The following is a 26281-nucleotide window of genomic DNA, read 5'->3' as shown; positions in this document are numbered from 1 at the left end:
AAAATGGAAACAAAATGTCTGGGCCGTCAGACCGTAGCCCTGGCCCACCCGCCCTCCGTCCTCTCCTTCGCCTGCATCGGCGGGAAATTCGAGGCCCAGGGGCCTCTGGCAAAGGGGTTTGACGCTCTTTGCAAGGACTCCTTCTTTGGAGAAAAAACCTGGGAAAAGGCGGAGTCCACCATGCAGGCCCAGGCGCTGGGCAAGGCACTGGAAAAAGCCGGGCTGAAGCCGGAGGATCTGGACATCGTGCTGGCGGGGGACCTTCTCAACCAGTGCATCGGCACCTCCTTCTGCCTGCGGGACTTTGCCGTTCCCTTTTACGGGCTCTACGGCGCCTGCTCCACCATGGGGGAATCTCTCTCCCTGGCAGCGCTGCTCATCGACGGCGGCTTCTCCCAAACTGCCGCCGCCATGACCTCCTCCCACTACTGCACTGCCGAGCGGCAGTACCGCATGCCGGTGCCCTACGGCAACCAGCGTCCCCCCACGGCTCAGTGGACGGCCACCGCCTCCGGCTGCACCATCCTGGGCCGGGAAGGCCCGGGGCCCTACGTCACCCACGTCACCCGAGGGAAGATCGTGGACAAGGGCATTGCCGACGCCAACAACATGGGCGCTGCCATGGCTCCCGCCGCCTACAACACCCTCTCCGCCTTCTTCCGGGAGACCAAAACCTCCCCCAGAGACTTTGACCGTATCTTCACCGGAGACCTGGGGGAGCTGGGCCACAGCATCGTGCTGGACTGGTTCCGCCAGGACGGCGTGGATCTCTCCGCCAACTATTTTGACTGCGGGCTGCTGCTCTACGACCGGGAAAAACAGGACATGCACGCCGGAGCCTCCGGCTGCGGCTGCTCCGCCGCGGTACTCAACGGCTATATTCTCCCCCAGCTGCGCGCCGGGGTATGGCAGCGGGTGCTTTTTGCCCCTACGGGGGCCCTGCTCTCCCCTGTCTCCTCCGGCCAGGGAGAGAGCATCCCCGGCATCTGCCACGCCGTATGTCTTTCCGTCCAGCGCTAAAAAGCTGCATCATCAGGAGGTCTCATATGGAATATCTCAACGCCTTTCTCTGCGGCGGCATTCTCTGTGCCATCGGGCAGCTGCTCATCGACAAAACCACCCTGACCCCCGCCCGCATCCTCACAGGCTACGTGGTGGCGGGGGTGCTGCTCAGCGCCCTGGGGATCTACGACCCCATCGCCAAATGGGGCGGGGCCGGGGCCACGGTGCCCCTGACAGGCTTCGGCCACTCCCTGGCCCAGGGCGTGGAAAAGGCGGTGGCGGAACAGGGCTGGCTGGGCGTCCTCACCGGCGGCCTCTCCGCTACAGCCGGTGGCATCGCGGCAGCCGTGGTGGCCGGCGTCATCGTGGCAGCCCTCTTCCGTCCCGGGGACAAACGGTAACAGTCCCGGTGGATTTTGTCATCCTTTTGTTGTTCCTTCCAGCGGGGAACCTGCTATACTGTCGGTAACGACAAAAACCGACAGGAGGTTCCCCTATCATGATCCGCCGAATGCTTTCCCTGCTGTTGGCCCTGCTGCTGATCTCATCCCTGGCCGCCTGCGGCGGCACGGCCTCCTCCGGAGATGACGGAGAGAAGACGCCAGGTTCTGCCCAGGAAGATATCCCGGAAGAGGAGGCCCCGCCGGAGCCGGAGCCCTATACCATCTGCGATCCCACCGTCATGCCGGAGGGCGGTACCCGGGACGGCGTCACCTACGCGGCCTATGACGGCATTGTGGAGCACCTGTTTTTCCACCCGGTGGTGGCCTACCCGGAGCTGGCCTTTGACGGCGACAGCGAGGCAAACGGCATCGACGACTATATGGTAACGGCCGACGAGTACCGCAAGATCCTCCAGAGCGTCTACGACAGGGGCTACATCCTGGTGGATATCGCCGACGTATGGAGCGAGGTCACCGGCGAGGACGGCACCGCCAAAATGGTGCGCAACACCTTGTACCTGCCGGAGGGGAAAAAGCCCCTGATCCTCTCCTTCGATGACACCAATTACTACGAATACATGCTCTCCAACGGCTTCACCTGGAAGCTCATCATCGGGGAGGACGGCAAGATCGCCTCCTGGGGCAAGGATCCCCAGGGCAACGAGGTGGTCTCCCGGGATCTGGACGCCATCCCCATCCTGGACAAGTTCGTGGAGGAGCATCCGGACTTCTCTCCTTTCGGCGCCAAGGGCTGCCTGAGCCTCACCGGCTACGAGGGCATCCTGGGCTACCGCACCCAGACGGACACCAAGAGCTGGACGCAGGCCCAGGAAGAAAACCGTCAGAAGGAGCGGGAAGCCGTCAAGCCCATCATCGCCGAGCTCAAGCGTACCGGCTGGACCTTCGGCAGCCATACCTGGGGCCATATCCGCCTGGGGGGCAGCAAGAGCATGGAGGTCATCCAGGCAGATACCCAGCGCTGGTTTGACGAGGTGGGCAGCCTGGTAGGCCCCACCAATGTGCTGTTCTATCCCCACGGGGAGCGCCCCGACGGGGACGACTGGCACCAGACCGGCCCCATCTTCCGGTATCTCCAGAGCCAGGGCTTCCGGATCTTCTGCTCTGTGGGGATCAACAGCTTCAGCTACATCAAAAAGGACATCAGCGCCGTCATCTGCGACCGGCTCCACCCGGACGGGACCACCCTCCGGGGCACCGACAAGGTCCTGGGCTGGTACAGCCAGTTCTACGACGCCCGGGACATCATTGATCTCACCGTCCGGCCGGACCGGGGCGTCCGGTGGACGCCCAAAAGCGCCTCTTAACCGTACAGGAAAGGAGAAGTACCATGACCGAATCTCAGCTGTGCGCCGCCGCCGTGGCCATGCTGGAGCGGGCCTACTGTCCCTACTCCCGCTTCCCGGTGGGAGCCGCTCTGGAGTGCGCCGACGGGAGCGTCTTCACCGGCTGCAACATTGAAAACGCCGCCTACTCCCCCTCCATCTGTGCCGAGCGCACCGCCATGGCCAAAGCCGTCAGCGAGGGGCACCGGGACTTCCGGCGCATCGCCATCGCCGGCACCGGAGAGGATTTCTGCGTCCCCTGCGGCGTGTGCCGCCAGGTACTCTCGGAGTTTGCGCCGGATCTGGAGATCATCGCCCTCAACGGTCGGGGCGAGCAGCGCCGCTTCACCCTCCGGGAGCTGCTGCCCCACAGCTTCGGCCCCGCCAACCTGGAACACGCCGGAACATAACCGCATCAAAAAAGCAACGCCCGCGTCAACATGGCGCGGGCGTTTTTTCATATCACCACTTACCGGGCCCGGAAGATGCGGACAAGCCAGTAGGCCATATTCCCAAATACCGCGGCCAGCACCACCGGCAAAAACCACACCGGCAAAGGACGGGCCAGGGCGCACCAGAGGGTGATCCAGGCGAACATCACCATAACCAGCAGCTTCAAGGTGCTGAGCATATGGCCCAGCAAGGCGTATACCTGCTCCCGGTTCTCCGCCGTCACCTTGACCCCGGTATTCCAGGCGCTGGGGAACTGCTCCACCACCGTCAAGAGACCATACAGCAGCCAGGCGATCACCGGCAGGATCAGCAGCTCTGCCTTGGTGCCCCAGCGGTCGATCTCCCCGGCGGCGTTGTAGTGCATGGGTACTTCCGCAGGAATCTGCTTCCAGTATCCGGCCAGAAAAACCACGGAGCCCACCAGCACCAGCAAACTCAACCGGTTCATCAGCTTATCCAGAGGATGCTTGTTCAAGACCGCCGCCCTCCTTCCCCCATTCTGGCCTCAGCATAGCACACCCCACAGGTTCGCGCAAGGATGGCAAAACGGCGGCGGAAAAACCGCCGCCGTACAGTTTATACCAGCTTTTCAAAATAGTAGAAGGTACCGTCCTCACCGCTCCTGCGCATACAGGACGAGAGCATCTTGTAGGACGCCTGGTTCTCCTTGTAGCACTTGGCCACCACCCGGGTCAGATGGACTTTATACAGCGCCCAGTCTGCCACGGCAGCAAAGGCCTCGGTGCCGTAGCCATGTCCGGCATGGGCGGTGTCGATCCGGCAGCCCAGCTCCGCGCCGCCCCGGTAGTCGAAGCGGTAGAGCACCGCCTCGCCGATGAGCGTCCCGTCCAGCCGGACGGCAAAATTGACAGCCAGACGGTTTTCAAAGTCCCGGTTGGCCACATCGAAGAAGCTGCGCTCCTCCACCGGGCCGCCCAGGCCGCCCACATCGTCATAGCCCCACCAGCGGTTGCGCTCCCCGTCCAGAACCAGGGCGTTGTAGGCGGGGATGTCCTCCTGGCGCAGCGCCGAAAGGGTCAGACGCTCCGTCTTCAGCTCCGGAATAGAGGAGACATGGCGCAAAAGCTCATTCTGCGGCTCAAAGCGGTACTTGGGGGCCAGCTTGGCAGGGCCGTACTGGAGCTTGGAGGTCCGAAGCCCGCGGTCGGCAGCGTCGTCCTCCCGGTTGATCCACTGGCAGCCGTCCCCGAACTCTCCGGCAAAGGCCTGCACCAGGGTGGGATAGACCCCGGTATAGGAGTAGAGGGCCTTCTCAATGTGGATGATCAGGGTCTCGCCGCATTTTTCCGCCAGGGACAGGGCAATGAGCTTCTCCCCGTCGAACATGCCCCCCGCCAGGAAGCAGGGCTTGCCCACCAGCTTCAGCATCCCCTGGGCCAGCTTCAGTTCGTCCATGGCCTTGGCGTTGTCCCCCTTGGGGAACTCCGCCTCATAATCCCTCCAGAACTGATCGATGAGGGCCGTGTCCGCCGCCGTCAGCGGGCGGAAATAGGCATCCGGCCACTTGGAGCGGAACTTGTTGATATGATTGCGCTGCCCGGAGTAGCGCCGGCCGGCGAAGAGGGTCAGATCCTCCCGGTAGTATACATAGTCCCGCCAAGTGCGCACGTCACTCACCCGCATATAGGGATAACGGCTCAGCAGCCGGGGGGCCTTACACTCCGGCACCACGGAGATCACCGGCGGGATCCCCTGCTCCAGGCAGTAGCCTTCAATGGCTGTGAGGGCCGCGTCCTCGTCCCCCTCGGGGCCGGGGACAGGATAGTCAAAGACCACCTGCCCGTCGATTTCATTGCGCACCACCAGGCACCCTTCCGCCTCCGTCCAGGCCGGATGGAGGGTTTTGCGCCACATGAGCTTTGTCCCCACAGAGTACTCACAAAGTCCGTAATTGCAGCTCTGATAGTATTTTCGCAGCTTGGAGGCATCCTGTTTTGTCACGGTTTTGAATTGCAGCATGGTTTCACCTTGTCCTTGATTGTGAAATTTTTGTCCTTGTTAGAAAAACATTTTTTGTCATTTTGCACATAACTGGTCTTGACCTGACCGGAAAAATATAGTATGTTGTATGAAGAATAAGCATGGTAGATATGAGAGAGTTTGATAGGGAAGAAGGGAATTATTTTGGAAAATGAGAGAGGTTCTTGGGGAAGTAATATCGGCTTCCTGCTGGCGGCCATCGGCTCTGCCGTAGGTCTTGGCAACATCTGGGGCTTCCCGTACAAGATGGGCAAGTCCGGCGGCTTCACCTTCCTGATCGCATACCTTCTCCTGGCGGTCTTTGTGGGCTTCGTGGTGATGGTCAGCGAACTGGCCATGGGCCGCAAAGTGGGCAAAGGCGTCATCGGCTGCTACCATACCCTGTCCAAGAAATTCAAATGGGTGGGCTGGCTGGCGGTCTTCTCCCCCTTCATCATCATGAGCTTCTATTCCGTTCTGGGCGGCTACTGCATCGAGTACATGGCCCTGAACATGAGCAATTTGGCTTTCGCCGGTGCTGAGATCAAAACCGGTGCAGACCTCTTCACCGCCATGCTCACCAATCCCTTTGGCTGCGTGGTCTTCACGCTGCTGTTCCTGGTGATCTGCTATCTCATCAACCGGGGCGGCATTTCCGGCGGCATTGAGAAGTTCAACAAGATCGGCATGCCCGCCCTTTTCGTGATGCTGGTCATCATCATCATCCGCTCCGTCACCCTGGAGGGCGCTGTGGAGGGACTGAAATTCATGTTTGTCCCCGGCTATGCCGTCAGCAAGGGATTCATTGCCGAGGCGCCCAATTTCCTCACCGTCCTGGCAACTGCCGGCGGCCAGATGTTCTTCTCGCTGTCCCTGGCCATGGGCGTCATGTTTACTTACGGTTCCTACCTCAACAAGCAGGAGAACCTGGTGAGAAACTCTGTGGTCATCGTCTTCTCCGATACCCTGGTGGCTCTGATGGCAGGCCTGGCCGTGATCCCCGCCGCCGTGGCCATCGGCATCCAGCAGGGCATGAATGTGGCGGACATCAAGCTCAGCGGCCCCAGTCTGCTGTTCGTGACGCTGCAGGATGTGTTCAATGCCATGGGTACCGCCGGTCCCCTCTTCGGCGTGATCTTCTATCTGCTGGTCCTGATCGCCGCCATCTCCTCCGCCATCTCCCTGGTGGAAGTGGTGGCCACCTTCTTCCTGGACCGGGCCGCGGAAAAGGGTAAAACCGGAAACCGCAACAAGATCGTCCTCATCATCTGCCTGGCCATTACGGTGGAGGCCGTGCTGGTAGCGGTGGACGGGTTGGGCTCCAACGGTCTGTGGGTCCCCGGTCAGGCCACCTTCGGCATCAACAACTGGAACGACAACTGGCTGGACTTCATGGACATGATGTCCGAGGGCATCGCCATGCCGCTGGGCGCGCTGCTGATGAGCCTGATGGTGGCTTGGGAAGTCAAGCCCAAGACCATTCTGGAAGAAGTCCGGCAGGGCTGCTCTGCCAAGATCGATCTGTTCTACAAACTCTGCATTTACATTGTAACGCCGGTGGGCATGATTCTGGTGCTGCTGGGACAGCTCAATGACTTCGGTTTCATCCATATTTTCGGATAACTTCAGACGATTCACCCGGACGCGGCCTACGGGCCGCGTCCTTTTTTCAACGCCCGCATACACTAGCTTCCCCCACAGCATACGCCCCATACTCAGAAAGTACAGTCGTATCTGCAACAGGCAAAAGCAGAGCCGGGAGGCTCTGCTTTTTTTGATTTATTTCAGGCCGATATAGGCCATGCCGTAGCACCCGGGGCCGGAGTGCGTCCCAATGACAGCCCCCAGCTCGTCCCAGTCGGAACGCTGGATGCCCAAAGCCTGGGACACCTTCTCCCGATAAGTCTCCATGGTCTCCAGGCAGCGGGAGTGGCCGAACATGACACCGTGGCGGCTGTCGATGGGATAGGCCCGGGCAAAATCCAGGGTGTATTCCACGATCTTCTGCTTGCCCTTCACCCGGCCCACAGACCGGACCTCACCGTCCACGATGGCCACCACCGGGGAGATGTTCAGCATGGTGCCCAGCACTGCGGTGGAGGAGGAGATGCGTCCGCCCATCTTCAGATACTTCAACGTGCCGATGAAGGCCACGAACCGCACCCGGTGCTTGAGTTCCTCCAGCGCGGCGGCGATCTCGGCGCCGGAGGCCCCGGCATCCCGCATCTTCACAGCCTCCCGAACCAGCAGCCCCTCGCCGATGGTGACGTTCAGGGAATCCACCAGATGCAGCCGCTCGCCGCCCCTGGCCATCTCCTTGGCGATCATGGCGGACTGGAAGGTGCCGGAGAGCTTGGAGGACATCAGGATGGCCACCACCTCGTCCCCGTTTTCCAGCAGAGGCTCAAAGGCGTCGCAGTACTCCTGGGGGTTGACCTGGGTGGTTTTGGGCAGGGTCTTGGCCTCTGCCTGCTTTTGATAAAACATCTCCTTGGTGATATCCACGCCGTCGGTATAGACGCCGTCCTCGAAGATCACCCGCATGTGGATCATGTGAACGTTCAGCGCCTGCAGCTCCTCCGCCGTCAGGTCACTGGTGGAATCGGTGATGATGGAAACAGCCATGGGCTCCTCCTTCTTTCCAGTACGAAGATCGTATGCCTAATATGATAACTATATCAAATTCCCGCAAAAAAGCAAGGCATTTCCGTTGACAAGGGTTTCCTTTCCTGCTTTACTGAGATTGGAAACCGCCTGCGGGCGCACGGAGAAAGGAGTACACATGAACGAGCGAGAACGCATGCTCTCCGGCAAGCTGTATCATGCCGGGGATCCCGTATTGGTACAGGGCCGGCAGCGGGCAAAGGAACTCTGCCATGCTTACAACACCACTCTGCCGGAGCAGCAGAACCGCCGGGACACCATCTTGCGGGAGCTTTTCGGAAGCGTGGGGGAACACTGCTGGATCGAACCCACTTTCCGCTGCGACTACGGCACCAACATCTCCATCGGGGATTGCTTTTACGCCAACTACGACTGCATCTTTCTGGACGTGGCACCCATTACCATCGGCGACCACGTCTACATCGCACCTCGGGTGTGCCTATACACCGCCGGACATCCCACGGTACCGGAGATCCGGAACCTGGACTTGGAATTCGGCCTCCCCATCACCATCCAGGACGATGTGTGGATCGGCGGCAATGTGGTAGTGGTACCGGGGGTCACCATCGGGCGGGGCAGCGTCATCGCCGCCGGGGCGGTAGTGACCCGGGACGTGCCCCCGGGGGTCATTGCGGGCGGCAATCCCTGCCGGGTGCTGCGGCCTCTCACGGATGCGGACCGGGCCCGCTGGGAGGCGGAGCGCCGGGAATACCAGGACGACCATCTGTAATCATAAGGAAGCTCCCGGAGCCTTTGGGCTCCGGGAGCGTTTTGTTTTTTCCGCTCAGTTCATCTGACGGCGGCGGGAGAGGTTCATGGTGCCGTCCTGCATGTTGTTGAGGGAATCCAGGCTCTTGCCGGTGCCGATGGCCACGCAGGAGATGGCGTCCTCGGCGATGACGGTGTGGATGCCGGTGCGGGCGGAGACCAGCTTGTCGAAGCCGGAGACCAGGCTGCCGCCGCCGGTCATGACGATGCCATTGGTGGAGATATCCGCCACCAGCTCCGGGGGCGTGCGCTCCAGGACGGAGTGGATGGCCTCCATGATGCGCTCCACAGGCTCCTCGAAGGCATCCATCATCTCCGTGGAGGAGACGGTGACCACCTTGGGAAGGCCCGTCAGCAGGCACCGGCCCTTGACGTCCATGGTCTCCTCCTCATCCTTGGGGAAGACGCAGCCGATGCGCTTTTTCATCTCCTCGGCGGTACGCTCGCCCACCAGCAGGTTGTGCTTGCGGCGCATGTACTTCACCACCGCCTCGTTGAGCTGGTCGCCGGCAATCTTGATGGAGGCACTCTCCACCACGCCGGACAGGGAGATAACGGCGATATCCGCAGTGCCGCCGCCGATATCCACCACCATGTGGCCGTCAGGCTGGGTAATGTCGATCCCGGCTCCGATGGCAGCCGCCACAGGCTCCTCAATGAGGTAGACCTTCCGGGCGCCGGCCTGGATGCCCGCGTCGATAACGGCGCGCTCCTCTACCTCCGTGATACCGGAGGGCACGCAGATGATAACCCGGGGCTTGAAGAAGGACACGCCGGCCACCTTGTGGATAAACTCCCGCAGCATCCGCTCCGTCATGTCGTAGTCGGAGATGACGCCCTCCCGCAGGGGACGGATGGCGATGATGTTGCCGGGGGTACGGCCCAGCATGGCCTGGGCCTCGGCGCCCACCTTCAGCAGCTTGCCGGTATTCTTATCCAGTGCCACCACAGAGGGCTCGTTCAAAACGATGCCCTTGCCCTTCACATACACCAAAACCGAAGCGGTACCCAGATCGATACCGATATCCTTTGCCATGGACATAACTTCCACCTCATTGTTCTTTCTATCTGTTATTATGAACGGTTTTCCCGCATACAATCACACATTCTACATTATACTGACCGCTTTCCGGGAATGCAAGTCTATTATGTTTACATTTCCAGGCGTCGGAAGACAAATTTCTGGTGAAAACCTCCTGTCTCTCACCTCCGGTCCCTCTCCCGGCGGGCGTGGGCCACACAGGCGCACACCACGGCATCCGCTCCCGCCTCCCGCAAGGCCTTACTGCACTCCGTCAACGTGGCTCCGGTGGTGCATACGTCGTCAATGAGCAGCACCCGCCGCCCGGACACCTCCGCGCCGGGGCGCATCTCATAGACCCCCAGCACATTGGCCCGGCGGGCGGCGTCCTCCTTCAGGCCGGACTGGGCGGGGTTATTCATGGTCTTGCGCAGCAGGGCAACAGGCTTGACGCCCCAGGCCCGGCAGACGGCCCGGGCCAGCAGCTCCGCCTGGTCGTACCCCCGCTTCCAGCGGCGCTTGCGGCTGACAGGCACCCAGGTGACAAGATCGAACTCCCCGGAGAGGTGCTCCGCGGCGCACTGGGCCATGAGGGCGCCCAGTGTCTCCGCCGTGGCGGCGGCGCCGTAGAATTTCAGGCGCAAAATCGCCTCCCGGACCTTCCCCTCGTACCACAAAGGCGCGGCACACCGGAGGCCGTCGGTTCCCTCCCGCACAGCCTCATGTTCCTCCGTCCAGGGCAGCTCCTTCCGGCAGGTATCGCATACACCCGGGCTGTCCAGGATGCGGCGGCAGAAGGGGCACTTTGGGGGAAAGAGGAGATTCAGGAGCTGTTCCCACACGCTCATGCCTTACTCTTCTGCCAAAAGCGCGTCGTACGTGGTATGCAGGGCATCCCGGATTCCCCGCAGTTGGGATGCCCGAATATGCTGGGTTCCCCGCTCGATTTTCACCAGAGTTTCCCGCGTCATCTCCACGCCCTCTAATTGCAGCAGCCGGACCAGTTCCGTTTGGCCGATCTCCTGTTGTTGACGGATTTTGCGGATATTATCCCCAATCCGAATATCCTGTTTGATCTTTTGTTCCTCCATAGGTGCCTCCGCAAAACGGACTTGTTTTGGTCCACTTTTGCATTATTCTATGGAGGAACGCAAAAATAATGGGACCCAAACGGGTCCTATCATTTTGGATATATCATGGTGGTGTGTCCGCAGGGCATGCACCCCCCATTTTCTTTTAAAAAGAAAACGGGCCGTGCACGGTCCAAAAGAAAACCGTCAGCGCCCAAATGCCACAGGCATTTGGGCGAAAAACGAGGGCCTTCGGAATCGGTACAGTCTGAAATCGGAGCCCTTGTGCCTAGTGCGCCATACTCAGGCCATCAACCAACTGCTTCCCCGCACAACCGGTGCGATACAAAATCGTGGTGGTCATCGAAAGGACTGTCCGCCAACTCCCGCGCGTTCCGCTTCGCTACGCGCTGCCGGGTGCGTACCAGGCAGCGGCAGCGGAAAGAGAAACGGAGCCATGCGATAACAGCCCCGGTCATGATCGGGCCGCCGTATGCGGGGACCGGTTTATGATACCGAACCGCTCCGGCGCACGCGGCAGAAGACTGCCGGACTTCCCGGGCAGTGTCTGAGAATACCCCCGTACTTACGAACCGGCGGATGTACTTTTCGCATCCGTCGGTTCGTCCCAGCATCTTTTCTTTTGACCGGCCGCAGCCGTTTTCTTTTCGATGCCTCGAAAAGAAAATGGGGGCGGATTCTCCCGGGAAGCCCGGTTCTCCCGGCTGGCGGGCGGCCCAAATTACTCCCCGGCGTGGGACAGCCGCCATTTCAATCCGGAATACCGCTTCTGGCGGCGGTCGTTTTCCGCCATAGACCGGATGGCGGCGTCGTCCCCCACTACGATCAGCAGCTCCCGGGCCCGGGTGAGGGCGGTATAGAGCACGCCCCGCACCATCAGCGACGGCGCGGAGGGCATAGCGGCGAACACCACGGCCCGGTACTCGCTGCCCTGGGCCTTGTGGACAGTCTGGGCATAGGCCAGATCCACCTCGCTGAGCATGTCCGATGTGTAGGTGGCGGTACGGTCGTCGAAGCGCACCACCAGCAGCTCTCCAGAGGGGTCGATCTCCAAAATCTTCCCTACGTCGCCGTTGAACATGCCGGTACCCACGGTGCCGTCGTCCTTCTCCCACACCACGTCGTAGTCGTTGCGGGTCTGCATGATGCGGTCCCCCTGGCGGAAGAGCCGCTCCCCCCACAAAATCTCCCGTTTGTCCGGAGCGGGAGGATTCAGCGCCTCCTGCAGGCAGCCGTTGAGGCGGATGGTGCCGCAGGGCCCCTTCCGGGTGGGGGTAAGCACTTGGATCTGATCCGCAGGGATGCCCATCTTCTCGGGCAGGCGGGTCTTGCACAGCTCCACCACCGTGGCCAAGGCCCGCTCCGGGTCCCGGCGGCACAGAAAGAAGAAGTCCCCCTGGTCATTCACCAGCCGGGGGGGCTGCCCCAGATTCACCGCGTGGGCATTGCGGATAATGGCGGACTCCGACGCCTGGCGGAACACCTCCCGCAAAAATACCGTCTGAATCTTCCCGCTGCGGATAAGGTCGGAAAAGACGTTGCCCGCCCCCACGGAGGGCAGCTGGTCCGCATCTCCCACCAGCACCAGCCGGGTTCCCGGCCGCAAGGCCCGCAGCAGGGCGGAAAAGAGGGGCAGATCCACCATGCTCATCTCGTCCACAATGAGGGCGTCGGTCTCCAGAGGCTCCTTCTCCGTCTTGGTGAAGGTCACCTGGCCGGTGGCCTCGCTCCAGCTCATGCCAAGCAGGCGGTGGATGGTCTGGGCGTCCATACCCGTCAGCTCGCTCATGCGCTTGGCTGCCCGGCCCGTGGGAGCCGCCAGCAGGATATCCAGGCCCATTTTCTGAAACAAGGCCACGATGCCCCGGACAGTGGTGGTCTTGCCGGTGCCGGGGCCGCCGGTGAGGATCACCACCCCCTCCCGGGCCGCCAGCTCCACTGCCTGGCGCTGCAGGGGCGCATAGGTGATGCCCTGGAGGGACTCGATCTCCCGCACTGCCCGCTCCGGCTGGGTGCTGCGGTCTGCCTCCACCGCCAGCAGGCCCGTCAGGCGGATACAGGCGGATTGCTCCGCCTCCCAAAGACGCCGCAGATAGCAGGCCTGGGCGTTGCCCACGCCCTCCTGCACCACCGCTCCCCGCTCGATGAGGCCGTCCAGAGCCTGTTCCACCGTGTCCGCACTGCCGTGGAGCAGCTCCGCCGTGGCGGCAATCAGCTTCTCCCGGGGCAAGAACACGTGGCCGTTGCGCTCGTTGTGGCCCAGCTCAAAGGAGACCGCCGCCTCCACCCGGCACAGGCTGTCCAGCTCCATGCCCAAAGAGAGGGCGATCTGGTCTGTCACGGCGAACTCCACACCGCAGCTCTCACCGGACAAAAGGTACAGGTTTTCCCGTACCTTTTCCAACGCCGCGTCTCCGTACTGGCGCCGCAGCTGCATGGCCAGCACCGGCGGCAGCTGATACCGGGCCAGAAACTCCATCAGCCGCCTGAGGCCCATGTGGTGGCGGAAGCTCTCGGCGATCTCCATGGCCTTGCGCTCCGTAATGCCCTTGATGAGGCTCAGCCGCTCCGGCTCCCGCTCCAGAATGTCCAGGGTTTCGGTGCCGAAGCGGTCCACGATCCGCCGGGCGGTGGCAGGGCCTACCCCTTTCACCACGCCGGAACCCAGATAGCTGGCGATCTCCTCCTCGTCCTCCGGAAGGCTCCGCTCCAGCTCCACCGCCCGCAGCTGCTCTCCGTGCTGGGGGTGGGTCTCCATGGTGCCCACGGCGCTCAGGTGCTCCCCCGGCGCCACGCAGGGGATGCACCCCACCACCGTGACCACCTCGCCCTCCTCCGTGAGAAGGCGCAGGACCGTATAGCCGTTTTCGGCATTTTGAAAAATCACGCTATGTACGGTGCCCTCGCAGGCAGTCAGCTCTTCCATGTTCTTCCTCTTCCCGGGGTACTACCCCACATGAATCTCCGTTCCCTCCGTCAGGGAGACCCCCTCCGTCCGGGCGGAGAGATAGGATGCCAGTGCCCTGGCCTCCTCCGTCATGCCGCAGTCCGCCAGCACGATCCGGGCGCCCGGCAGTTGGCGGCGCACCCGGCGCAGCTCCCGGACATCCTCCTCCAGGGCCGGAACCTCTCCCCGCAGCGGCAGCACCAGCAAAAGGCCCGGCACAGTGGGCCGGCCCGTGTGCAGGATCGCGCCCGCTGCCAGCCAGACAATGGCCGTCAGCCCCACGGCGGACAAAAATGCGATGACTCCATCTTGCAGCAATACCATCCCAAATCACCTCGGGATAGTCTATGCGCCGGGGCTGTCCGCCGTCAATGCACCGCGCTGTCCCCAGGCGCCTCCCCGTCGTCCGCCTCCGGCGGTGTGCTTTCCCCCTCAGGGGCAGCTCCGGCGGCGGTGAGTGCATCCAGTTTCTTCTCCAGATCTTCCAGCTTTCCCAAAAGGGAGATGAGCCCGGCAATCACCACAGCCGCCACCGCCACGCCGAAGAGGGCCAGTCCCAGCGCGCCGCCCAGGGCCAGAAATCCATACCCCACAATCACCAGCAGCACAAAAGCCGCCAAGAAATCTTTCATACCGATCCCTCTCCGGTGTTCAGACTTACGCCGTCAATCCCGGCCAATGCCCAGCTCCGCCAGGATGGCCTCCTCCCGGGAGCGCATCTGCTTTTTCTGGGGGCCCTCGTCCAAGTGGTCATACCCCAGCAGGTGCAGCACGGAGTGCACCACCAGATAGGCAAGCTCCCGGCGCTTGGGGTGGCCGTACTCCTTGGCCTGGGCCGCCACATGCTCCATAGAGATCACCATGTCCCCCAGAGGCACCAGCCCCGTGCCGGGGTCCGCGTCCTCCGGTCCCGGAAGTTCCCCCGGGGTCAGGTCAAACTCCGGAAAGCTCAGCACGTCTGTGGCCCGGTCCACCCCCCGCATGTCCAGATTCACCTGATGGATGTTCTCGTCGTTGGTCAGCAGCACGTCCACCTCACAGGGGAAGTCCACCCCCTCGGCGGCCAAAGCCGTGCGGATGACCTTGCGGATGAGGGCGCAGTTGCCTTCACTGGCGGCGCCGGGAATGTCCGCCGTCACCGGGATATAGTGCCGTTTTGCCATCACTTGCGCCCCTTTCCGCCGTTTTTGGCCTCCTCATAGCGCTCATAGGCCTCCACGATCCGCTGCACCATCACATGGCGCACCACGTCGGCGTTGGTCAGCTGGCAGATGCCGATGCCCTCCACGTTCCGCAGCACCCGCATGGCCTCCTTGAGGCCGGAGGCCTTTCCGTCGGGCAGGTCGATCTGGGTGACGTCACCGGTGATGACGATCTTGGACCCGAAGCCAAGGCGGGTCAAAAACATCTTCATCTGCTCCCGGGAGGTATTCTGAGCCTCGTCCAGGATGATGAAGCTGTCGTCCAGGGTGCGGCCCCGCATATAGGCCAGGGGCGCCACCTCGATGTTGCCCCGCTCCAGGTACTTCTGGTACGTCTCCGCCCCCAGCATGTCGAAGAGGGCGTCGTACAGCGGCCGCAGGTAGGGATCCACCTTGCTCTGGAGGTCGCCGGGCAAAAAGCCCAGGCGCTCGCCGGCCTCCACCGCCGGGCGGGTGAGGATGATGCGGTTGACCTGCTTGTCCCGGAAGGCGGAGACGGCGGCGGCCACCGCCAGATAGGTCTTGCCGGTGCCTGCCGGGCCCACACCGATGGTGACGGTGTTGTGGAGCACCGACTTGATATATTCCTTTTGTCCGATGGTCTTGGGCCGGACCGGGCGGCCCTTGGCGGTGATGCACAGCACGTCTCCGGTGAGCTCCGCTACCTGGGTCTCCTTGCCGGAGCGCACCAGGCCGATGATATAGCGCACGTTCTGCTCGCCGATGGACTCTCCCCGGGAGGAGAGGGTCAGCAGGGCCTGGATGGCCTTGCAGGCCAGCATGGTGTTCTCCGGCTCACCCTCCACCCGGAGCTCCCCGTCCCGGTTCACCACGGTGACGGAAAATTCCTGCTCCAAAAGGCGGATGTTTTCATCGAAGGATCCGAAGATGTTCACCGCCTGTTCCAAACGCTCAATGCTGATTCGCTGTTCCAATGCTTGCTTCACTCCTGTTATTCACGGGCTTTCTCCGCCCGGTTCGTTGGTAGATTGGGTATAGATCGGTACCGGCTGCCCGATCTGCTCCCGGCACTCCGCCCGCAGCGTCACCTCCAGGGTGTCCCCCTCCTGCCGGGAGGTACACAGGGTGGAGGATACGCTCCCGTATCCTTCCAGCAGCGTGTTGAGATACGCCGTCAGGGCGGCCTCCCCCGCCTCCTTGGCCTGTTCAACGGACGCCTCGTCCGGGTCGGAGGGAGAAACCGGATCGTAAAACCGGTACTGCTCTTTCACAATGGTAACCGGCAGCGGCACTCCCAGCAGGGAGCACGGATACCTGTTGGTTATTTTATCATAATTTTCCCCCTGAATGCTACTGTTTGAAAAGAATTTTATCCGGTGGGTCCCCAAGACCAGGGAAAAGCAGGTTTTTTCCTCCCCGGTGTACTGTTTTTGAGGCAGTGTCAGGGGGATCTTGGCGGTGAGGGTATACCAGGTGCGGGCCTCCACCGTCCCCATTCCCGCCAGGAGCCGGGCACCGTAGGTGCCGGTATCCTCCACGCCGGAGATCAGCAGCTGCCCCTTCGTGACGGTGGTGCCCGGCAGCACGCAGGCTACCCCGTCCAGGGCCTGCACGTCCAGCACCAACCCCTCCCGCCGGGCCACCACGTTGGTGGGGCTCCGCTCATCCACCATCTCCGGCTTGGGATCGCGCTCCCGTACCTGGACATAGGCCCGGCAGCCGGAGACATTGACGGCGATCCAGCTGAGCTCCGGAATATCCAGGAGCACATGGTTGCGGATGCTCTCTCCGTCCAGGGACAGGCCAAAGGTTCCCAGCCCCACCCCATTGTCCGCCAGGGAGCGGAGGATCTCCTCATCGGTGACGGTGACATTGCCCTCCACGGTGAAGTCCCAGATGAAAAAGGAGCCCACCGTCAGGGCGCATGCGGCGCCTACCAGGCCCACCGCCAGGGCCTGGCGGTGGCGGAAGCGACCCAGAAAATAGGGAACCCCCTCTTTTTTCACCGGAGTCACCGCGCACTCCAGCTGCGCTGCCGCTTGGCGCAGAACACGGTAATCCCCCCGGCTCATGCGGCAGGTGAAGGCGGTGGCGCTCTCCCACTCCAGATCCCAGAATGCCAGATTCCGGGCGCCGCACAGGTTCAGCACCCGCTCCGGAAACGGGCTCTCCACCCGCAATCGCACCTGCCCCCGCAGACGGTTGACGATTTCCTTGAGCATAGGCTACCTCACCCACTCCACCGCCGCAATGGCGCCGCCGATGCGCAGTTCCTCCGCCGTCATGGCCGTCAAGGTCAAACGCTCCCCCCGCACCCGCAGGATGCCCTCGGGGGTATTGACGTCGATCTGCTCTTCACTGTACGCCAGGATCCCCGCGTGATGCTCCAGATACAGCTGGCGGCTGCCCACCATCTCCAGCCGGGGAAGCCCCGCCACCACGTCCGCCGGCAGGTCAAAGAGCTCCGCCACGGTATCCAGCACCCGGCTCTCCTTTCGATTGCGCTCCATATGTCTCACCTCTTTGCCACGTGTATGCGGAAATCCCCGCAAACTTGCCTGTCCCACCCCGGCATGTACCAGAGGGGGGACGCATAGAATGGCTCCGGTGATGGATATGAAAAAACGTTGGAGAACGCCTTTCTGTCTGGTACTGTGCTGCGGGGCCCTGTGGTTTCTGGCGGACGCCGCCCACTGCCGGGCCGCTGTGGAGGAGGCGCTGTCCCTGTGCGCCCGGTCCGTGATCCCCTCCCTGTTCCCGTTTCTTGTGATCTCGTCGCTGCTACTGGCCATGGGCTTTGGAGACCTGACGGCCTCGGTGCTCTCGGGTCTTATGGAGCCCCTGTTCCGGATCGGAGGCCCCGGCAGCGCCGCCCTGGTGCTGGGCCTGCTGGGAGGATACCCCATCGGCGCCAAAACCGCCGGGGAGCTCTACCAGTCCCACGCCCTGTCCCGGCAGGAGGCGGAGCGGCTTTTGACCTTCTGCAACAACTGCTCCCCTGTCTTTTTGATCTCCGTTCTGGGCTCCGGGATCTTTGGCAGCGTCCGCGCCGGTGTGTGGCTGCTGCTGATCCATGTAGGATCCGCCCTGCTGGTGGGACTGCTGTTCCGGGGAACGTCCTCCGCCTGTTCCCAGGATATGTCAAGGTCATGTACTTTTCAGGCCATCTCCCCGGTACAGGCCTTTGTGTCCGCAGTGGACGGTGCTTTACGCAGCGTATTGTCCGTCTGCGCCTTTGTGACCTTCTTCTATGTGCTCTCCCGGCCCCTCTCCTCTTTGGGAAGCCCGGCGGGCGCCCTGCTGGTCGGGATGACGGAGCTCTTCTCCCTGACGCCGCTGCTGACGCCGGACCGCTTCGGCTTCATCCTGGCGGCGGGAGCCGCCGGATGGGGCGGGCTGTCCGTGCTGTGCCAGACGGCAGCGGCGCTGGAGGGCAGCGGGCTCCGGCTGCGGTACTACCTGGCGGGGAAGGCCCTTCAGGGCCTCTTTTCCGCCCTGCTGGCAGCGGCTCTCAGCGGCTATGTCCTGGGCTGAACCCGCCTGTCCCGCCCGCCGTATTTTCAACACGCTGTGGAAAAAGCACCCCCTCCGCCGCCGGAATCCGACAACGGAGGGGATTTTATCGTCTGTATTCTACAAATTGGAATCACTTTCCCAGGGCTTTGACGGCTTTCACCACCCGGGAAGTCCCCAGCCGGGAGGCCCCCAGGTTCAAAAAGTCCTCCGCATCTTTCAGATCCGCGATGCCGCCGGCGGCCTTGATCTTCACCCCCGGCCCCACATGGGCAGCAAAGAGGGCCACGTCCTCCCGGGTGGCGCCTCCGGTGGAGAAGCCGGTGGAGGTCTTGATATAGTCCGCCCCGGAGGCGGTGACGATCTCGCACATGCGGATCTTCTCCGCCTCCGTCAGCTGGCAGGTCTCGATGATGACTTTCAGGAGCTTGCCGCCGCAGGCCTCCTTCACTGCCCGGATCTCTGCGAGGAGATCCTCCCACCGCTGGTCCTTCACCCAGCCCAGGTTGATGACCATGTCCACCTCGTCGGCGCCGTTTTGTACGGCGTCGGCAGCCATAAAGCATTTGGCGGCGGTGGTGTCGTAGCCGTTGGGAAAGCCGATAACGGTGCACACCGGCAGCCGTCCCGCCAGATACTCCGCCGCCTGGCGGACATAGCTGGCGGGGATACACACGCTGGCGCAGCCGTACCGGACGCCGTCGTCACACAGTGTCCGAATCTCCTCCCACGTGGCGGTGGGGGAGAGCAGCGTGTGGTCGCACTTGGACAAAATCTCCTGGATATCCATGGTCATTCTCTCCTTATATTTTATGATATGGCGTCATAAACCATGACGCCCTGATGCTCCATGCGGCGCAGGTGCCCCCGGGCCTCCAGATGATCCAGGTGGGCCAGAGCCTCCCCTACGGCGAAAAACTTCTGGGTCAGGGGAAAGTCCTCCCAGCTGCGGCAGCGGATGCTCCAGGCCATGCGCCCGGCAATCTGCCAGGCGGTGAGCCCCGGCGTCTGCCGCACCACCCGCAGCGCCTCCTCCAGCCGGCGGGCATGGTGGGCCTTAAGTTCCTCCACCCGGCATGCCAGATCTCCCGTTTCCTCCCGGTGGGCGGGCAGCAGCAGCTCCACCGGCAGATCCCGCACCCGGTCCAGGCTTTTGAGATAGTCCCCCAGGGAGTCCGCCACGCCGGTCCAGCGGCAGATGTTGGGGGTGATGTGAAAGAGCACATGATCCCCGGAGAACAGTGTCTTCCGGGCTGCATCGTACAGGCACATGTGTCCCGGGGTGTGGCCCGGCGTCAGCAGGCAGCGCAGGTTATAAGCCCCATAGCCCAGTGTGTCCCCATCCTCCAGGAACGTGTAACCGTCCCACGGCACCGGCGCGCCGGATTTAGCGGGATTGCTGTCCCAGAGGGTCTCCATATCCTGCCGGGAAAAGCCGTTTTGCACGTACTCCCGGTACAGCTTCCGCCACGGCTGTTCTCTCCCGCTCTCCACCAGGCGCCGCCCATCCACCGCGCCGATGTAAACCCGGCAGCCGGGCCGGACAAGCTCCGGCGCCAGGCCCGTATGGTCGCTGTGGAGATGGGTGAGAAAGAGATCCGTCCGGTTCAGATCCACCGCCAGCTCCCGGAGCTGGCGCTCCAATGCCTCCCGGCAGGGCTGCTGGCGAAAGCCCGTGTCAATGAGGAGGTTCCGCTCCCCGGTGATGAGGTACCTGTTGAGCGTCTTGAGGGGATTTCCCACCAGAGGGATCTCCAGCCGCCACAATCCCTCCGCAATGCGCTGTGCCATATTTCTTCCGCCTTTCCGTTCTTACAGTGAGATTGTAGCAGAGATCCGCCCACTTGCCAACCCCGCTTCCAGGTGCTACAATCAGGCTGCCGGACGGTGCCCGCCGTTTCAGCCTCTGTTGGGCACCGCCCATCAATCTGTCCACCCAGGAATATGGAGGAACTGCCCCATGAAAAAACGCGTACTTGCCTTTCTCTGCGCCCTGCTGCTGCTGACAGGCGCAGTCCCTTTTGCCGCTGCCCAGGAGGGGGAAACCCTTCGGGCCGCCGACGCCCTGCACACCCTGGGACTGATCAACGGTACCGGGACCAGCGGATATGCCCTGGAGTCCCCTGCCACCCGGGCCCAGGCGGCTGTGCTGCTGGTGCGTCTGGCAGGCGCGCAGCAGGATGCTGCCGCGGACAACTGGTTCTCCGGCTACCGGGATGTACCCACCTGGGCCTCCCGCGCCGTCCATTACGCGGTGCACCAGGGCTGGATCGACTCTCCCGCTTCCGCCGGCCTGGATTTCCATCCCGACACGGCCATTACGGCGGATGAATGGTTTACCTTCTTGCTGCGGATGCTGGGCTATGACGACGCCGCCGGTGACTTTTCCCCGGACTCCGCCGCCCTGTTCGCCCAGCATATCGGCCTGACGCCCCAGGTCTCCACGGGTTCCCTCTCCCGGGGGCAGCTCTTTGTCCTTCTGGAAAGTGCCCTGTCCTTCTCCTACAAGGACGGCTCCGCCACCGTCATCAGCCGCCTCATAGACCGCGGCATCGTCTCCCGGGCGGCGGCCAATGCTCTGGGCTTCCTCTCCCCTGTTCTCACGGCCCGGCAGGTGGCAGAGCGCTATACGGCGGCGGCCTTCCATCTGGACGTCTATACCCGGCAGATTGAATTGGATATCGATATGCCCATGGTCAATGCCAGCGGCTTCTTCATCTCCGCCGATGGTCTGGCCGTCACCAATTACCACACCATTGAAGACAGTGTCCACGCCGTTGCCACCCTCTCCACCGGGGAGGTCTATCCCGTCCAGCGGGTGCTCTACTATGATCCCGACGCCGACATTGCCGTGATCCAGATCTCCAAGACCAGCCGCTCCGGCCATGTCACCTCTGCTTTTGCCCATCTGGACATCGCCCCCTCCGGCACCCGGGACGTGCGGCCCGGAGATCCGGTGTATACCCTCAGCGATCCCCTGGGCATGGGCCTGGCGGTATCCTCCGGCATCATCAGTGCCACGAACCGGGATGTGGAGCGCTATTCCGTGCCCTGCCTGATGAGTACGGCGGATATCTCTCAGGGCAGCAGCGGCGGAGCCCTGCTAAACGCCCTGGGCCAGGTGATCGGCGTCACCTCCGGCGCCTATACATACGGCAACAGCATGTATCTGGCGGTGCCCATCGACCCGGTACTCTCCGCAGACCTGACCGGCGAAGGCTGGACCATCCGCGAGATCAAGGAACGGGAAGCCGCCTGACGGTTTTTCCCGGACAAAAAAGGATGTCCTGCGTACAGTTGCGCAGGGCATCCTTTTTTTGATCAATGATGGAGAATGAAGGTCTCCAGTTCTTCCATCGTCTCCACTACCGCTACGGCGCCGGCTGCCTCCAGCTCGCCGGGCTGGCCATAGCGGCACACCTCCAGGCCCACGCAGTCGATGCCGCACTCCCGGGCACCCAGCACGTCGAACTTCCGGTCGCCCACCATCAGCACCCGGGCCTTATCCGCCTGCGTGATGCCCAGCTGGGCCATGGCCTTGCGGATGATGTCCGCCTTGGTCTCGTCGGATTCACCCTCGCTGCCGGCCACCACATCCAGGTACGGGGCGTAACCAAACCGCTCCACAATGGGCCGGCAGTGCTCCACCGGCTTGGAGGAGGCCAGGGCCAGCACATAGCCCCGCTCCTTCAGCCGCCGCAGCAGTTCCGGGCCGCCGGGCACCGCGGCATTTTCAAAGAGGCCCTTGACGGCATACCGCTCCCGGAAGATCCGCACGGCCTCGTCGGCCTCCGGCCGGGTCATACCGCAGAAATTCATAAAGGAATCCGCCAGAGGCGGGCCCACAAACAGCGTCAGGATGTCATCGCCGGGAACCGGGCGCCCCAGCTTCTCCAGGGCATAGCGGACGCTTTTGAAGATTCCCTCCTTGGAATCCGTCAGCGTACCGTCCAGGTCGAAAAAGATAACATGATACATGATGATTCTCCCCTTTATTCCGGGAAAATTCTATCATCATTCCTCTTTCGGCGCAAGAGGTTGCCCCGGTTTTTTCCGCCAGATGCGCCGCAGTGTCACTGCCAGCAGAACCACCGTTATGACACCGCCAGCCCCGGCTGTGATCCGTCTGGCCCACAGGAAGGGCATCAGCGCATTGTCCCGTTCCTCCCGCAAGGTGGGCCACCACTCGTCAAAGCGGCTGTCATGGAGCACATCCGCCCCATACCGCTCCACCCAGGGAGCCAACGCCACGTCGAACCGGTGATCCACAGCAGTCCACACTGCCAGAAACACCGTCAGCCAAATGCCCCAAAGGGCCCAGGCCTTCCAATTACCCGGCAGCAGACGGGCATCCTTTCCGGCGCGGCGGCGCACGCCCGCCTCCAGCAGCCCCCACAAAAGCACCAGGCCCGCCAGGAAAATCACCGGTTTCCAATGATCCCCGGTATAGGGCACCGTCAGATTTTCCAGGTCTGTCCGGCTCCAGTCCACCGTACCCAGGTGGATCATGCCCAGCAGCGCCAGCCACTGGAGGCCGGAAGCCGCCAGCAGCTTTCGGTAAAGGTTCTCATACAGTTTCCGCTCCTCCGTCACGCCGCCATAGCGAAGGGGATGGGCAGTCAAAACATAGCCCATCCAAACTGACGCCACGGAAAGGGGCAGGGCAGTCAGGCTCACATACGGGATTTGAAGCATCCCCAGGACCGCCAGGGCCAGGGAGAGCACAAAGCACACATCAAACCGCATCCGCAGCCGCCCCAGCAGCCGCTTTTCCGCGGCACTCCGTCCGGCGGCCGCCTGTTCCCGCTTGGTGCCCCGCAGGGTCTCCCCCGCCAGGATGTCGTCTGCGGTCACGCCGTACAGCTCCGCCAAAGCGGGCAGCACCGTGATATCGGGGAACCCCCCGCCGGACTCCCATTTGCTGATGGTCTTGTTGGAGAGATTCAGCTGCTCCGCCGCTTCCTGCTGGGTCATGCCCCTGGCCCGGCGCAGCATGGCAAGATACTCACCCGTTTTTCCGGCATCCATACCTCCGCCTCCTTTCTGATCCCAGTATCCCATCCCTGTCTTGGGCGTGTCCATCCCTGTTTTGAAGAACCGGTCTACGCTCCGCAGATATCCAAAACGTTCCGCAGCACACGTCCGGGAAGTGAGAAGGAGCCCCCTGACGGTGCCATCAGGGGGCTCTTTTGAATCTCAATGCACGGCTGCGTCAGGACTTCGCAGGCGCCGCCTGCTCTCCCTTAAGATCTGCGTGCAGCAGATCCGCCAATACCACCGCAAGAGGGAGCAAGGCAGCCCAGATGGCCCGTCCCATAAAATGCCGGCACAAAATGGTGGAGACCACGCCCCCCCGCCACGAAGACAGCCAGCATCTCCAGATGACAGGCCAGGCGCTTGACATGCTGGATATCCCGGGTGCGAATAGCCTTGCAGCAGGCGATCCCCGTCTGGCGCAGGTGATTGGTGCAGAAGGTGGTGGCCATGGGAACTCCCTGGGCGATGCGGAAGGTGTTGTACTGCATGGAGCACATGAAATTGATGACCACCTGGGAGATCTGATAAGGCGCACTCTCCGGCAGCAGGCCCAAAATCACCACCAGAACCATCTCCACCAAGACCAGAACCGTCTCCCAGCGGACGGGCATCGTCCATCTGGGAGAGGACATGGCAGCCTCGGAGAGCAGGGCACCCAGGAAATAGGCACTCATGGGAATGAGGAAATACAGCGCCCGGCTCCACTGGGCATCCCCCAGGGCCATAGCGAAAAGTACAAAATTTGCCGTCTGGGCATTGCAGAACACGCCGCCACGGATGGTATAGGTAAATGCCCCCAAAAAGCCGCCCACCGTCATCAAGATGGAAAAATCCACCAGCGCTGACTTTCCAGATAGTCGCCGCTGCTGTCATAGATCTGAAAGCGAAACATCTGTTTCTCCCTGCCCCTCAAAGTGACTGGTTTTCTCTTCCAACCGATCATTTTCCAAGAAAACCCCCCGGTTTTCTTCTATATACTACCCCACCCGACTGGCAAATGCAAGGAGAATCCGCCTGATGGCCTGTCAGCCCACTGGCGCAAAAAAATCCCCCGGCCAGCTGCGGCCGGGGGATTTTCGATTCTGTTGGCTTTGGATTAGCCGAAGTAACGCTTCAGCAGGCCCTCGAAAGCCTTGCCATGTCGGGCCTCGTCGCGGGCCATCTCATGGACGGTGTCATGGATGGCGTCCAGGTTCAGCTCCTTGGCCTTCTTGGCCAGCTCGAACTTGCCGGCGGTGGCGCCGTTCTCGGCGTCGACGCGCATCTCCAGGTTCTTCTTGGTGGAGTCGGTGATCACCTCGCCCAGCAGCTCGGCAAACTTGGCAGCGTGCTCGGCCTCCTCCAGACCGGCCTTGTACCAGTAGTCGCCGATCTCGGGATAGCCCTCGCGGTAAGCCACCCGGGACATAGCCAGATACATACCCACCTCAGTGCACTCGCCGGTGAAGTAGCCAAACGGCTTCGCCGTTCGGCGCCGGGAAACAGGTGAAAAAGAGGAAGATACAGGAAATTTCTTTATCCACAAGTGGACATTTTTCACACGCTGGAATTTGGCTTTTTGCCACAAAAAAATCCACAAGGGGGATTTGCAAGTGGCAAAGCAAAATGACGCGGGTGTCTACAAATTGAAAAATGGGAATTGGGCTTATCGCTATGTTCTCATGGTGAATGGTGTCCGCAAAGAGGTTCGGAAGGCAAAGGATGAATTTGGCGCTCCTTTCAAGACAAAGCGTGAAGCAATCAAGGCGCGGCAAGCGGCTATTGACAGCGCCCAGAACTCCCGCAAGCCAAAGCCCACGGTACGGAAAACGGTTCAAGAGGTCTATCAAGAATACTGTGCTAATGGCCGAAGTGACCGGGCATACACTACCAAACGCAAGCAGGACAGCCTCTGGAAAAACCACCTTTGCACCCGGTTCGGGGAGCGGTACATTGATGAAATCAGCGCGGCGGAGGTGGTGGACTACTTGACGGAACTGTATTGCAGCCGCGGCCTCTCCTATCGCTATGTGGAGGGCTTCTTGAAGATGTTCTATCTGCTCTTCGGGCAAGCCTACTCCCGGAACTATCTCGACGTGGACAGTTACAACAAGCTCTGTGTCAACAAAGATACCAAAATCCACATGCCAAAGCTGAAAACGGATGATGACTTGGATATTGTATCATTCAATCGGGAAGAGCTTGCCGTACTGGATGATTATTTCCACGGCATCAATGCAGAAACGGCGTATTTGCTGGGACGGTATTGCGGTCTGCGTATCAATGAGTGCTACGGTCTGAAATGGTCGAACGTCGATCTGATAAATGGCACGATTTTGATTGACCGGCAAATGCAATACCAGCAGGGGCGTATCAAGCTTGTGTCCCTCAAAACCCGCAACGCAAAGCGTACAATCCAAATGTGCGACAAACTGAAAGTGTATTTTCAGAATTTGGCGAAGCGGCGGGAGCAAGACCAGCTCCACCTTGCCGACTTGCGGGAACAGAACCAGCGTATTATCGAGGATTTGGACGGAAGTAAAATTTCCTCCACGGAGCTTGTGAACTGTCTGCCAGATGGGAAAATCCAGACGGTGAACTCCATGAAGTTCCACACGCGGGAGGTTAAGGCCAAATGCGGGATAATGTTCAAGTATCACTATTTGCGTCATACCTATGGGACTATGATGGCGGAGTTGAACACACCGCAGCACCTTCTTTGTTCGCAAATGGGTCATGGAAACATTCAGGTTACACAACGGTATTATATCGCGCTGTCCAAAGCAGGAATTGATATTCTACGGGAAAACCTCAACCGGCTATAACCAACAACTTTTGAAAAGAACGAGGCCAGAAGTGACAACTTCTGGCCTCGTT

28 protein-coding genes are annotated in these 26281 nt (G+C 61.6%); 9 read left to right on the top strand and 19 right to left on the bottom strand.

The genetic code is table 11. The features are described 5' to 3' along the window. The first annotated feature begins 3 nt into the window (after positions 1 to 3). The 4 genes from ACT67G_RS04780 (at position 4) to cdd (ending at position 3198) form a co-directional block, all read left to right on the top strand. Positions 4 to 1020, top strand: coding sequence for a stage V sporulation protein AD (locus tag ACT67G_RS04780; RefSeq protein ID WP_443663223.1), 1017 nt, complete (start codon positions 4 to 6; stop codon positions 1018 to 1020). Positions 1021 to 1046: 26 nt separating this feature from the next. Beyond that, positions 1047 to 1403, top strand: a complete 357-nt coding sequence (gene spoVAE, locus ACT67G_RS04775; RefSeq protein WP_326215780.1) for a stage V sporulation protein AE — start codon at positions 1047 to 1049, stop codon at positions 1401 to 1403. Positions 1404 to 1501: 98 nt separating this feature from the next. Beyond that, a complete protein-coding gene (locus ACT67G_RS04770; RefSeq protein WP_443663221.1) occupies positions 1502 to 2770 on the top strand; it encodes a hydrolase in 1269 nt (422 codons plus the stop codon). A gap of 23 nt (positions 2771 to 2793) precedes the next feature. After that, positions 2794 to 3198 (top strand): cytidine deaminase, encoded by a 405-nt coding sequence (gene cdd / locus ACT67G_RS04765; protein WP_326215778.1) that lies wholly within the window; start codon positions 2794 to 2796, stop codon positions 3196 to 3198. Positions 3199 to 3257: 59 nt separating this feature from the next. On the opposite strand, the gene ACT67G_RS04760 is transcribed toward cdd, so the two are convergent. Both ACT67G_RS04760 and ACT67G_RS04755 read right to left on the bottom strand, forming a co-directional pair. Next, positions 3258 to 3716 carry a DUF1648 domain-containing protein gene (locus tag ACT67G_RS04760; RefSeq protein ID WP_443663219.1) on the bottom strand — a complete coding sequence of 153 codons (459 nt, stop codon included), beginning with the start codon at positions 3714 to 3716 and terminating at the stop codon, positions 3258 to 3260. Between the two features lie 101 nt (positions 3717 to 3817). Next, on the bottom strand, positions 3818 to 5221 hold the full coding sequence (locus tag ACT67G_RS04755; RefSeq protein WP_325247696.1) for a GNAT family N-acetyltransferase: 1404 nt from the start codon (positions 5219 to 5221) through the stop codon (positions 3818 to 3820). 165 nt (positions 5222 to 5386) lie between these two features. Between ACT67G_RS04755 and ACT67G_RS04750 the strand changes: the two genes are divergently transcribed. Next, on the top strand, positions 5387 to 6844 hold the full coding sequence (locus tag ACT67G_RS04750) for a sodium-dependent transporter (RefSeq protein ID WP_443663217.1): 1458 nt from the start codon (positions 5387 to 5389) through the stop codon (positions 6842 to 6844). Positions 6845 to 7000: 156 nt separating this feature from the next. On the opposite strand, the gene ACT67G_RS04745 is transcribed toward ACT67G_RS04750, so the two are convergent. Then, positions 7001 to 7846, bottom strand: a complete 846-nt coding sequence (locus ACT67G_RS04745; protein WP_325247698.1) for a DegV family protein — start codon at positions 7844 to 7846, stop codon at positions 7001 to 7003. 157 nt (positions 7847 to 8003) lie between these two features. Here ACT67G_RS04745 and ACT67G_RS04740 point away from each other — a divergent pair, with 157 nt between their 5' ends. Beyond that, the gene (locus tag ACT67G_RS04740) at positions 8004 to 8615 is read left to right on the top strand and encodes a sugar O-acetyltransferase (RefSeq protein ID WP_443663216.1); all 612 of its coding nucleotides are present in this window, start codon (positions 8004 to 8006) and stop codon (positions 8613 to 8615) included. Between the two features lie 54 nt (positions 8616 to 8669). On the opposite strand, the gene ACT67G_RS04735 is transcribed toward ACT67G_RS04740, so the two are convergent. From ACT67G_RS04735 to ACT67G_RS04690, 10 genes are all read right to left on the bottom strand, one after another. Further along, on the bottom strand, positions 8670 to 9695 hold the full coding sequence (locus ACT67G_RS04735) for a rod shape-determining protein (RefSeq protein WP_326215775.1): 1026 nt from the start codon (positions 9693 to 9695) through the stop codon (positions 8670 to 8672). Between the two features lie 161 nt (positions 9696 to 9856). After that, a complete protein-coding gene (locus ACT67G_RS04730; RefSeq protein WP_443663214.1) occupies positions 9857 to 10522 on the bottom strand; it encodes a ComF family protein in 666 nt (221 codons plus the stop codon). A gap of 3 nt (positions 10523 to 10525) precedes the next feature. Beyond that, positions 10526 to 10765: a helix-turn-helix domain-containing protein gene (locus ACT67G_RS04725; RefSeq protein ID WP_443663212.1), complete on the bottom strand. Its 240-nt coding sequence runs from the start codon at positions 10763 to 10765 to the stop codon at positions 10526 to 10528. 721 nt (positions 10766 to 11486) lie between these two features. Further along, on the bottom strand, positions 11487 to 13691 hold the full coding sequence (gene recD2, locus ACT67G_RS04720) for an SF1B family DNA helicase RecD2 (RefSeq protein WP_443663211.1): 2205 nt from the start codon (positions 13689 to 13691) through the stop codon (positions 11487 to 11489). Between the two features lie 21 nt (positions 13692 to 13712). Then, positions 13713 to 14036, bottom strand: coding sequence for a hypothetical protein (locus ACT67G_RS04715; RefSeq protein WP_325247509.1), 324 nt, complete (start codon positions 14034 to 14036; stop codon positions 13713 to 13715). Between the two features lie 44 nt (positions 14037 to 14080). Then, positions 14081 to 14344, bottom strand: a complete 264-nt coding sequence (locus tag ACT67G_RS04710; protein WP_443663209.1) for a hypothetical protein — start codon at positions 14342 to 14344, stop codon at positions 14081 to 14083. Between the two features lie 33 nt (positions 14345 to 14377). Beyond that, positions 14378 to 14875 (bottom strand): rRNA maturation RNase YbeY, encoded by a 498-nt coding sequence (gene ybeY / locus ACT67G_RS04705; RefSeq protein ID WP_325247511.1) that lies wholly within the window; start codon positions 14873 to 14875, stop codon positions 14378 to 14380. Beyond that, positions 14875 to 15849: a PhoH family protein gene (locus tag ACT67G_RS04700; protein ID WP_325247512.1), complete on the bottom strand. Its 975-nt coding sequence runs from the start codon at positions 15847 to 15849 to the stop codon at positions 14875 to 14877. The genes ybeY and ACT67G_RS04700 overlap by 1 nt, the downstream gene beginning before the upstream one ends. Before the next feature lie 21 nt (positions 15850 to 15870). Next, a complete protein-coding gene (locus tag ACT67G_RS04695; protein ID WP_326215769.1) occupies positions 15871 to 17097 on the bottom strand; it encodes a sporulation protein YqfD in 1227 nt (408 codons plus the stop codon). A 3-nt stretch (positions 17098 to 17100) separates the two neighbouring features. Further along, positions 17101 to 17385, bottom strand: a complete 285-nt coding sequence (locus ACT67G_RS04690) for a YabP/YqfC family sporulation protein (protein WP_325247514.1) — start codon at positions 17383 to 17385, stop codon at positions 17101 to 17103. A 106-nt stretch (positions 17386 to 17491) separates the two neighbouring features. Here ACT67G_RS04690 and ACT67G_RS04685 point away from each other — a divergent pair, with 106 nt between their 5' ends. Continuing rightward, complete coding sequence (locus ACT67G_RS04685) at positions 17492 to 18409, top strand: nucleoside recognition domain-containing protein (RefSeq protein WP_326215768.1); 918 nt, start codon at positions 17492 to 17494, stop codon at positions 18407 to 18409. Between the two features lie 112 nt (positions 18410 to 18521). Here ACT67G_RS04685 and deoC read toward each other — a convergent pair whose 3' ends face one another. Together deoC and ACT67G_RS04675 are read right to left on the bottom strand one after the other, a co-directional pair. Further along, the gene (deoC, locus tag ACT67G_RS04680) at positions 18522 to 19178 is read right to left on the bottom strand and encodes a deoxyribose-phosphate aldolase (protein WP_326215767.1); all 657 of its coding nucleotides are present in this window, start codon (positions 19176 to 19178) and stop codon (positions 18522 to 18524) included. A 20-nt stretch (positions 19179 to 19198) separates the two neighbouring features. Further along, positions 19199 to 20179 (bottom strand): MBL fold metallo-hydrolase, encoded by a 981-nt coding sequence (locus ACT67G_RS04675; RefSeq protein WP_443663206.1) that lies wholly within the window; start codon positions 20177 to 20179, stop codon positions 19199 to 19201. 169 nt (positions 20180 to 20348) lie between these two features. On the opposite strand from ACT67G_RS04675, the gene ACT67G_RS04670 reads away from it, so the two are divergent. Beyond that, complete coding sequence (locus tag ACT67G_RS04670; RefSeq protein ID WP_443663204.1) at positions 20349 to 21647, top strand: S1C family serine protease; 1299 nt, start codon at positions 20349 to 20351, stop codon at positions 21645 to 21647. Positions 21648 to 21709: 62 nt separating this feature from the next. Here the strand turns inward: ACT67G_RS04670 and ACT67G_RS04665 are convergent, their stop codons facing one another. The 4 genes from ACT67G_RS04665 to ACT67G_RS04650 form a co-directional block, all read right to left on the bottom strand. Then, positions 21710 to 22366 carry an HAD hydrolase-like protein gene (locus ACT67G_RS04665; RefSeq protein ID WP_443663202.1) on the bottom strand — a complete coding sequence of 219 codons (657 nt, stop codon included), beginning with the start codon at positions 22364 to 22366 and terminating at the stop codon, positions 21710 to 21712. A gap of 36 nt (positions 22367 to 22402) precedes the next feature. Continuing rightward, the gene (locus ACT67G_RS04660) at positions 22403 to 23416 is read right to left on the bottom strand and encodes a helix-turn-helix domain-containing protein (protein WP_443663201.1); all 1014 of its coding nucleotides are present in this window, start codon (positions 23414 to 23416) and stop codon (positions 22403 to 22405) included. A 215-nt stretch (positions 23417 to 23631) separates the two neighbouring features. Beyond that, positions 23632 to 24261 (bottom strand): YoaK family protein, encoded by a 630-nt coding sequence (locus ACT67G_RS04655; protein ID WP_443663200.1) that lies wholly within the window; start codon positions 24259 to 24261, stop codon positions 23632 to 23634. A 260-nt stretch (positions 24262 to 24521) separates the two neighbouring features. Next, entirely contained in the window at positions 24522 to 25004 is a 483-nt protein-coding gene (locus ACT67G_RS04650) for a ferritin-like domain-containing protein (protein ID WP_443663199.1), read from the bottom strand. 13 nt (positions 25005 to 25017) lie between these two features. On the opposite strand from ACT67G_RS04650, the gene ACT67G_RS04645 reads away from it, so the two are divergent. After that, complete coding sequence (locus ACT67G_RS04645) at positions 25018 to 26229, top strand: tyrosine-type recombinase/integrase (RefSeq protein ID WP_443663198.1); 1212 nt, start codon at positions 25018 to 25020, stop codon at positions 26227 to 26229. Positions 26230 to 26281 lie beyond the last annotated feature (52 nt).

This window comes from Dysosmobacter sp. (genome assembly GCF_052306735.1).
GTDB lineage: Bacteria > Bacillota > Clostridia > Oscillospirales > Oscillospiraceae > Oscillibacter.
This window is presented reverse-complemented; position numbering and strand designations above follow the sequence as displayed.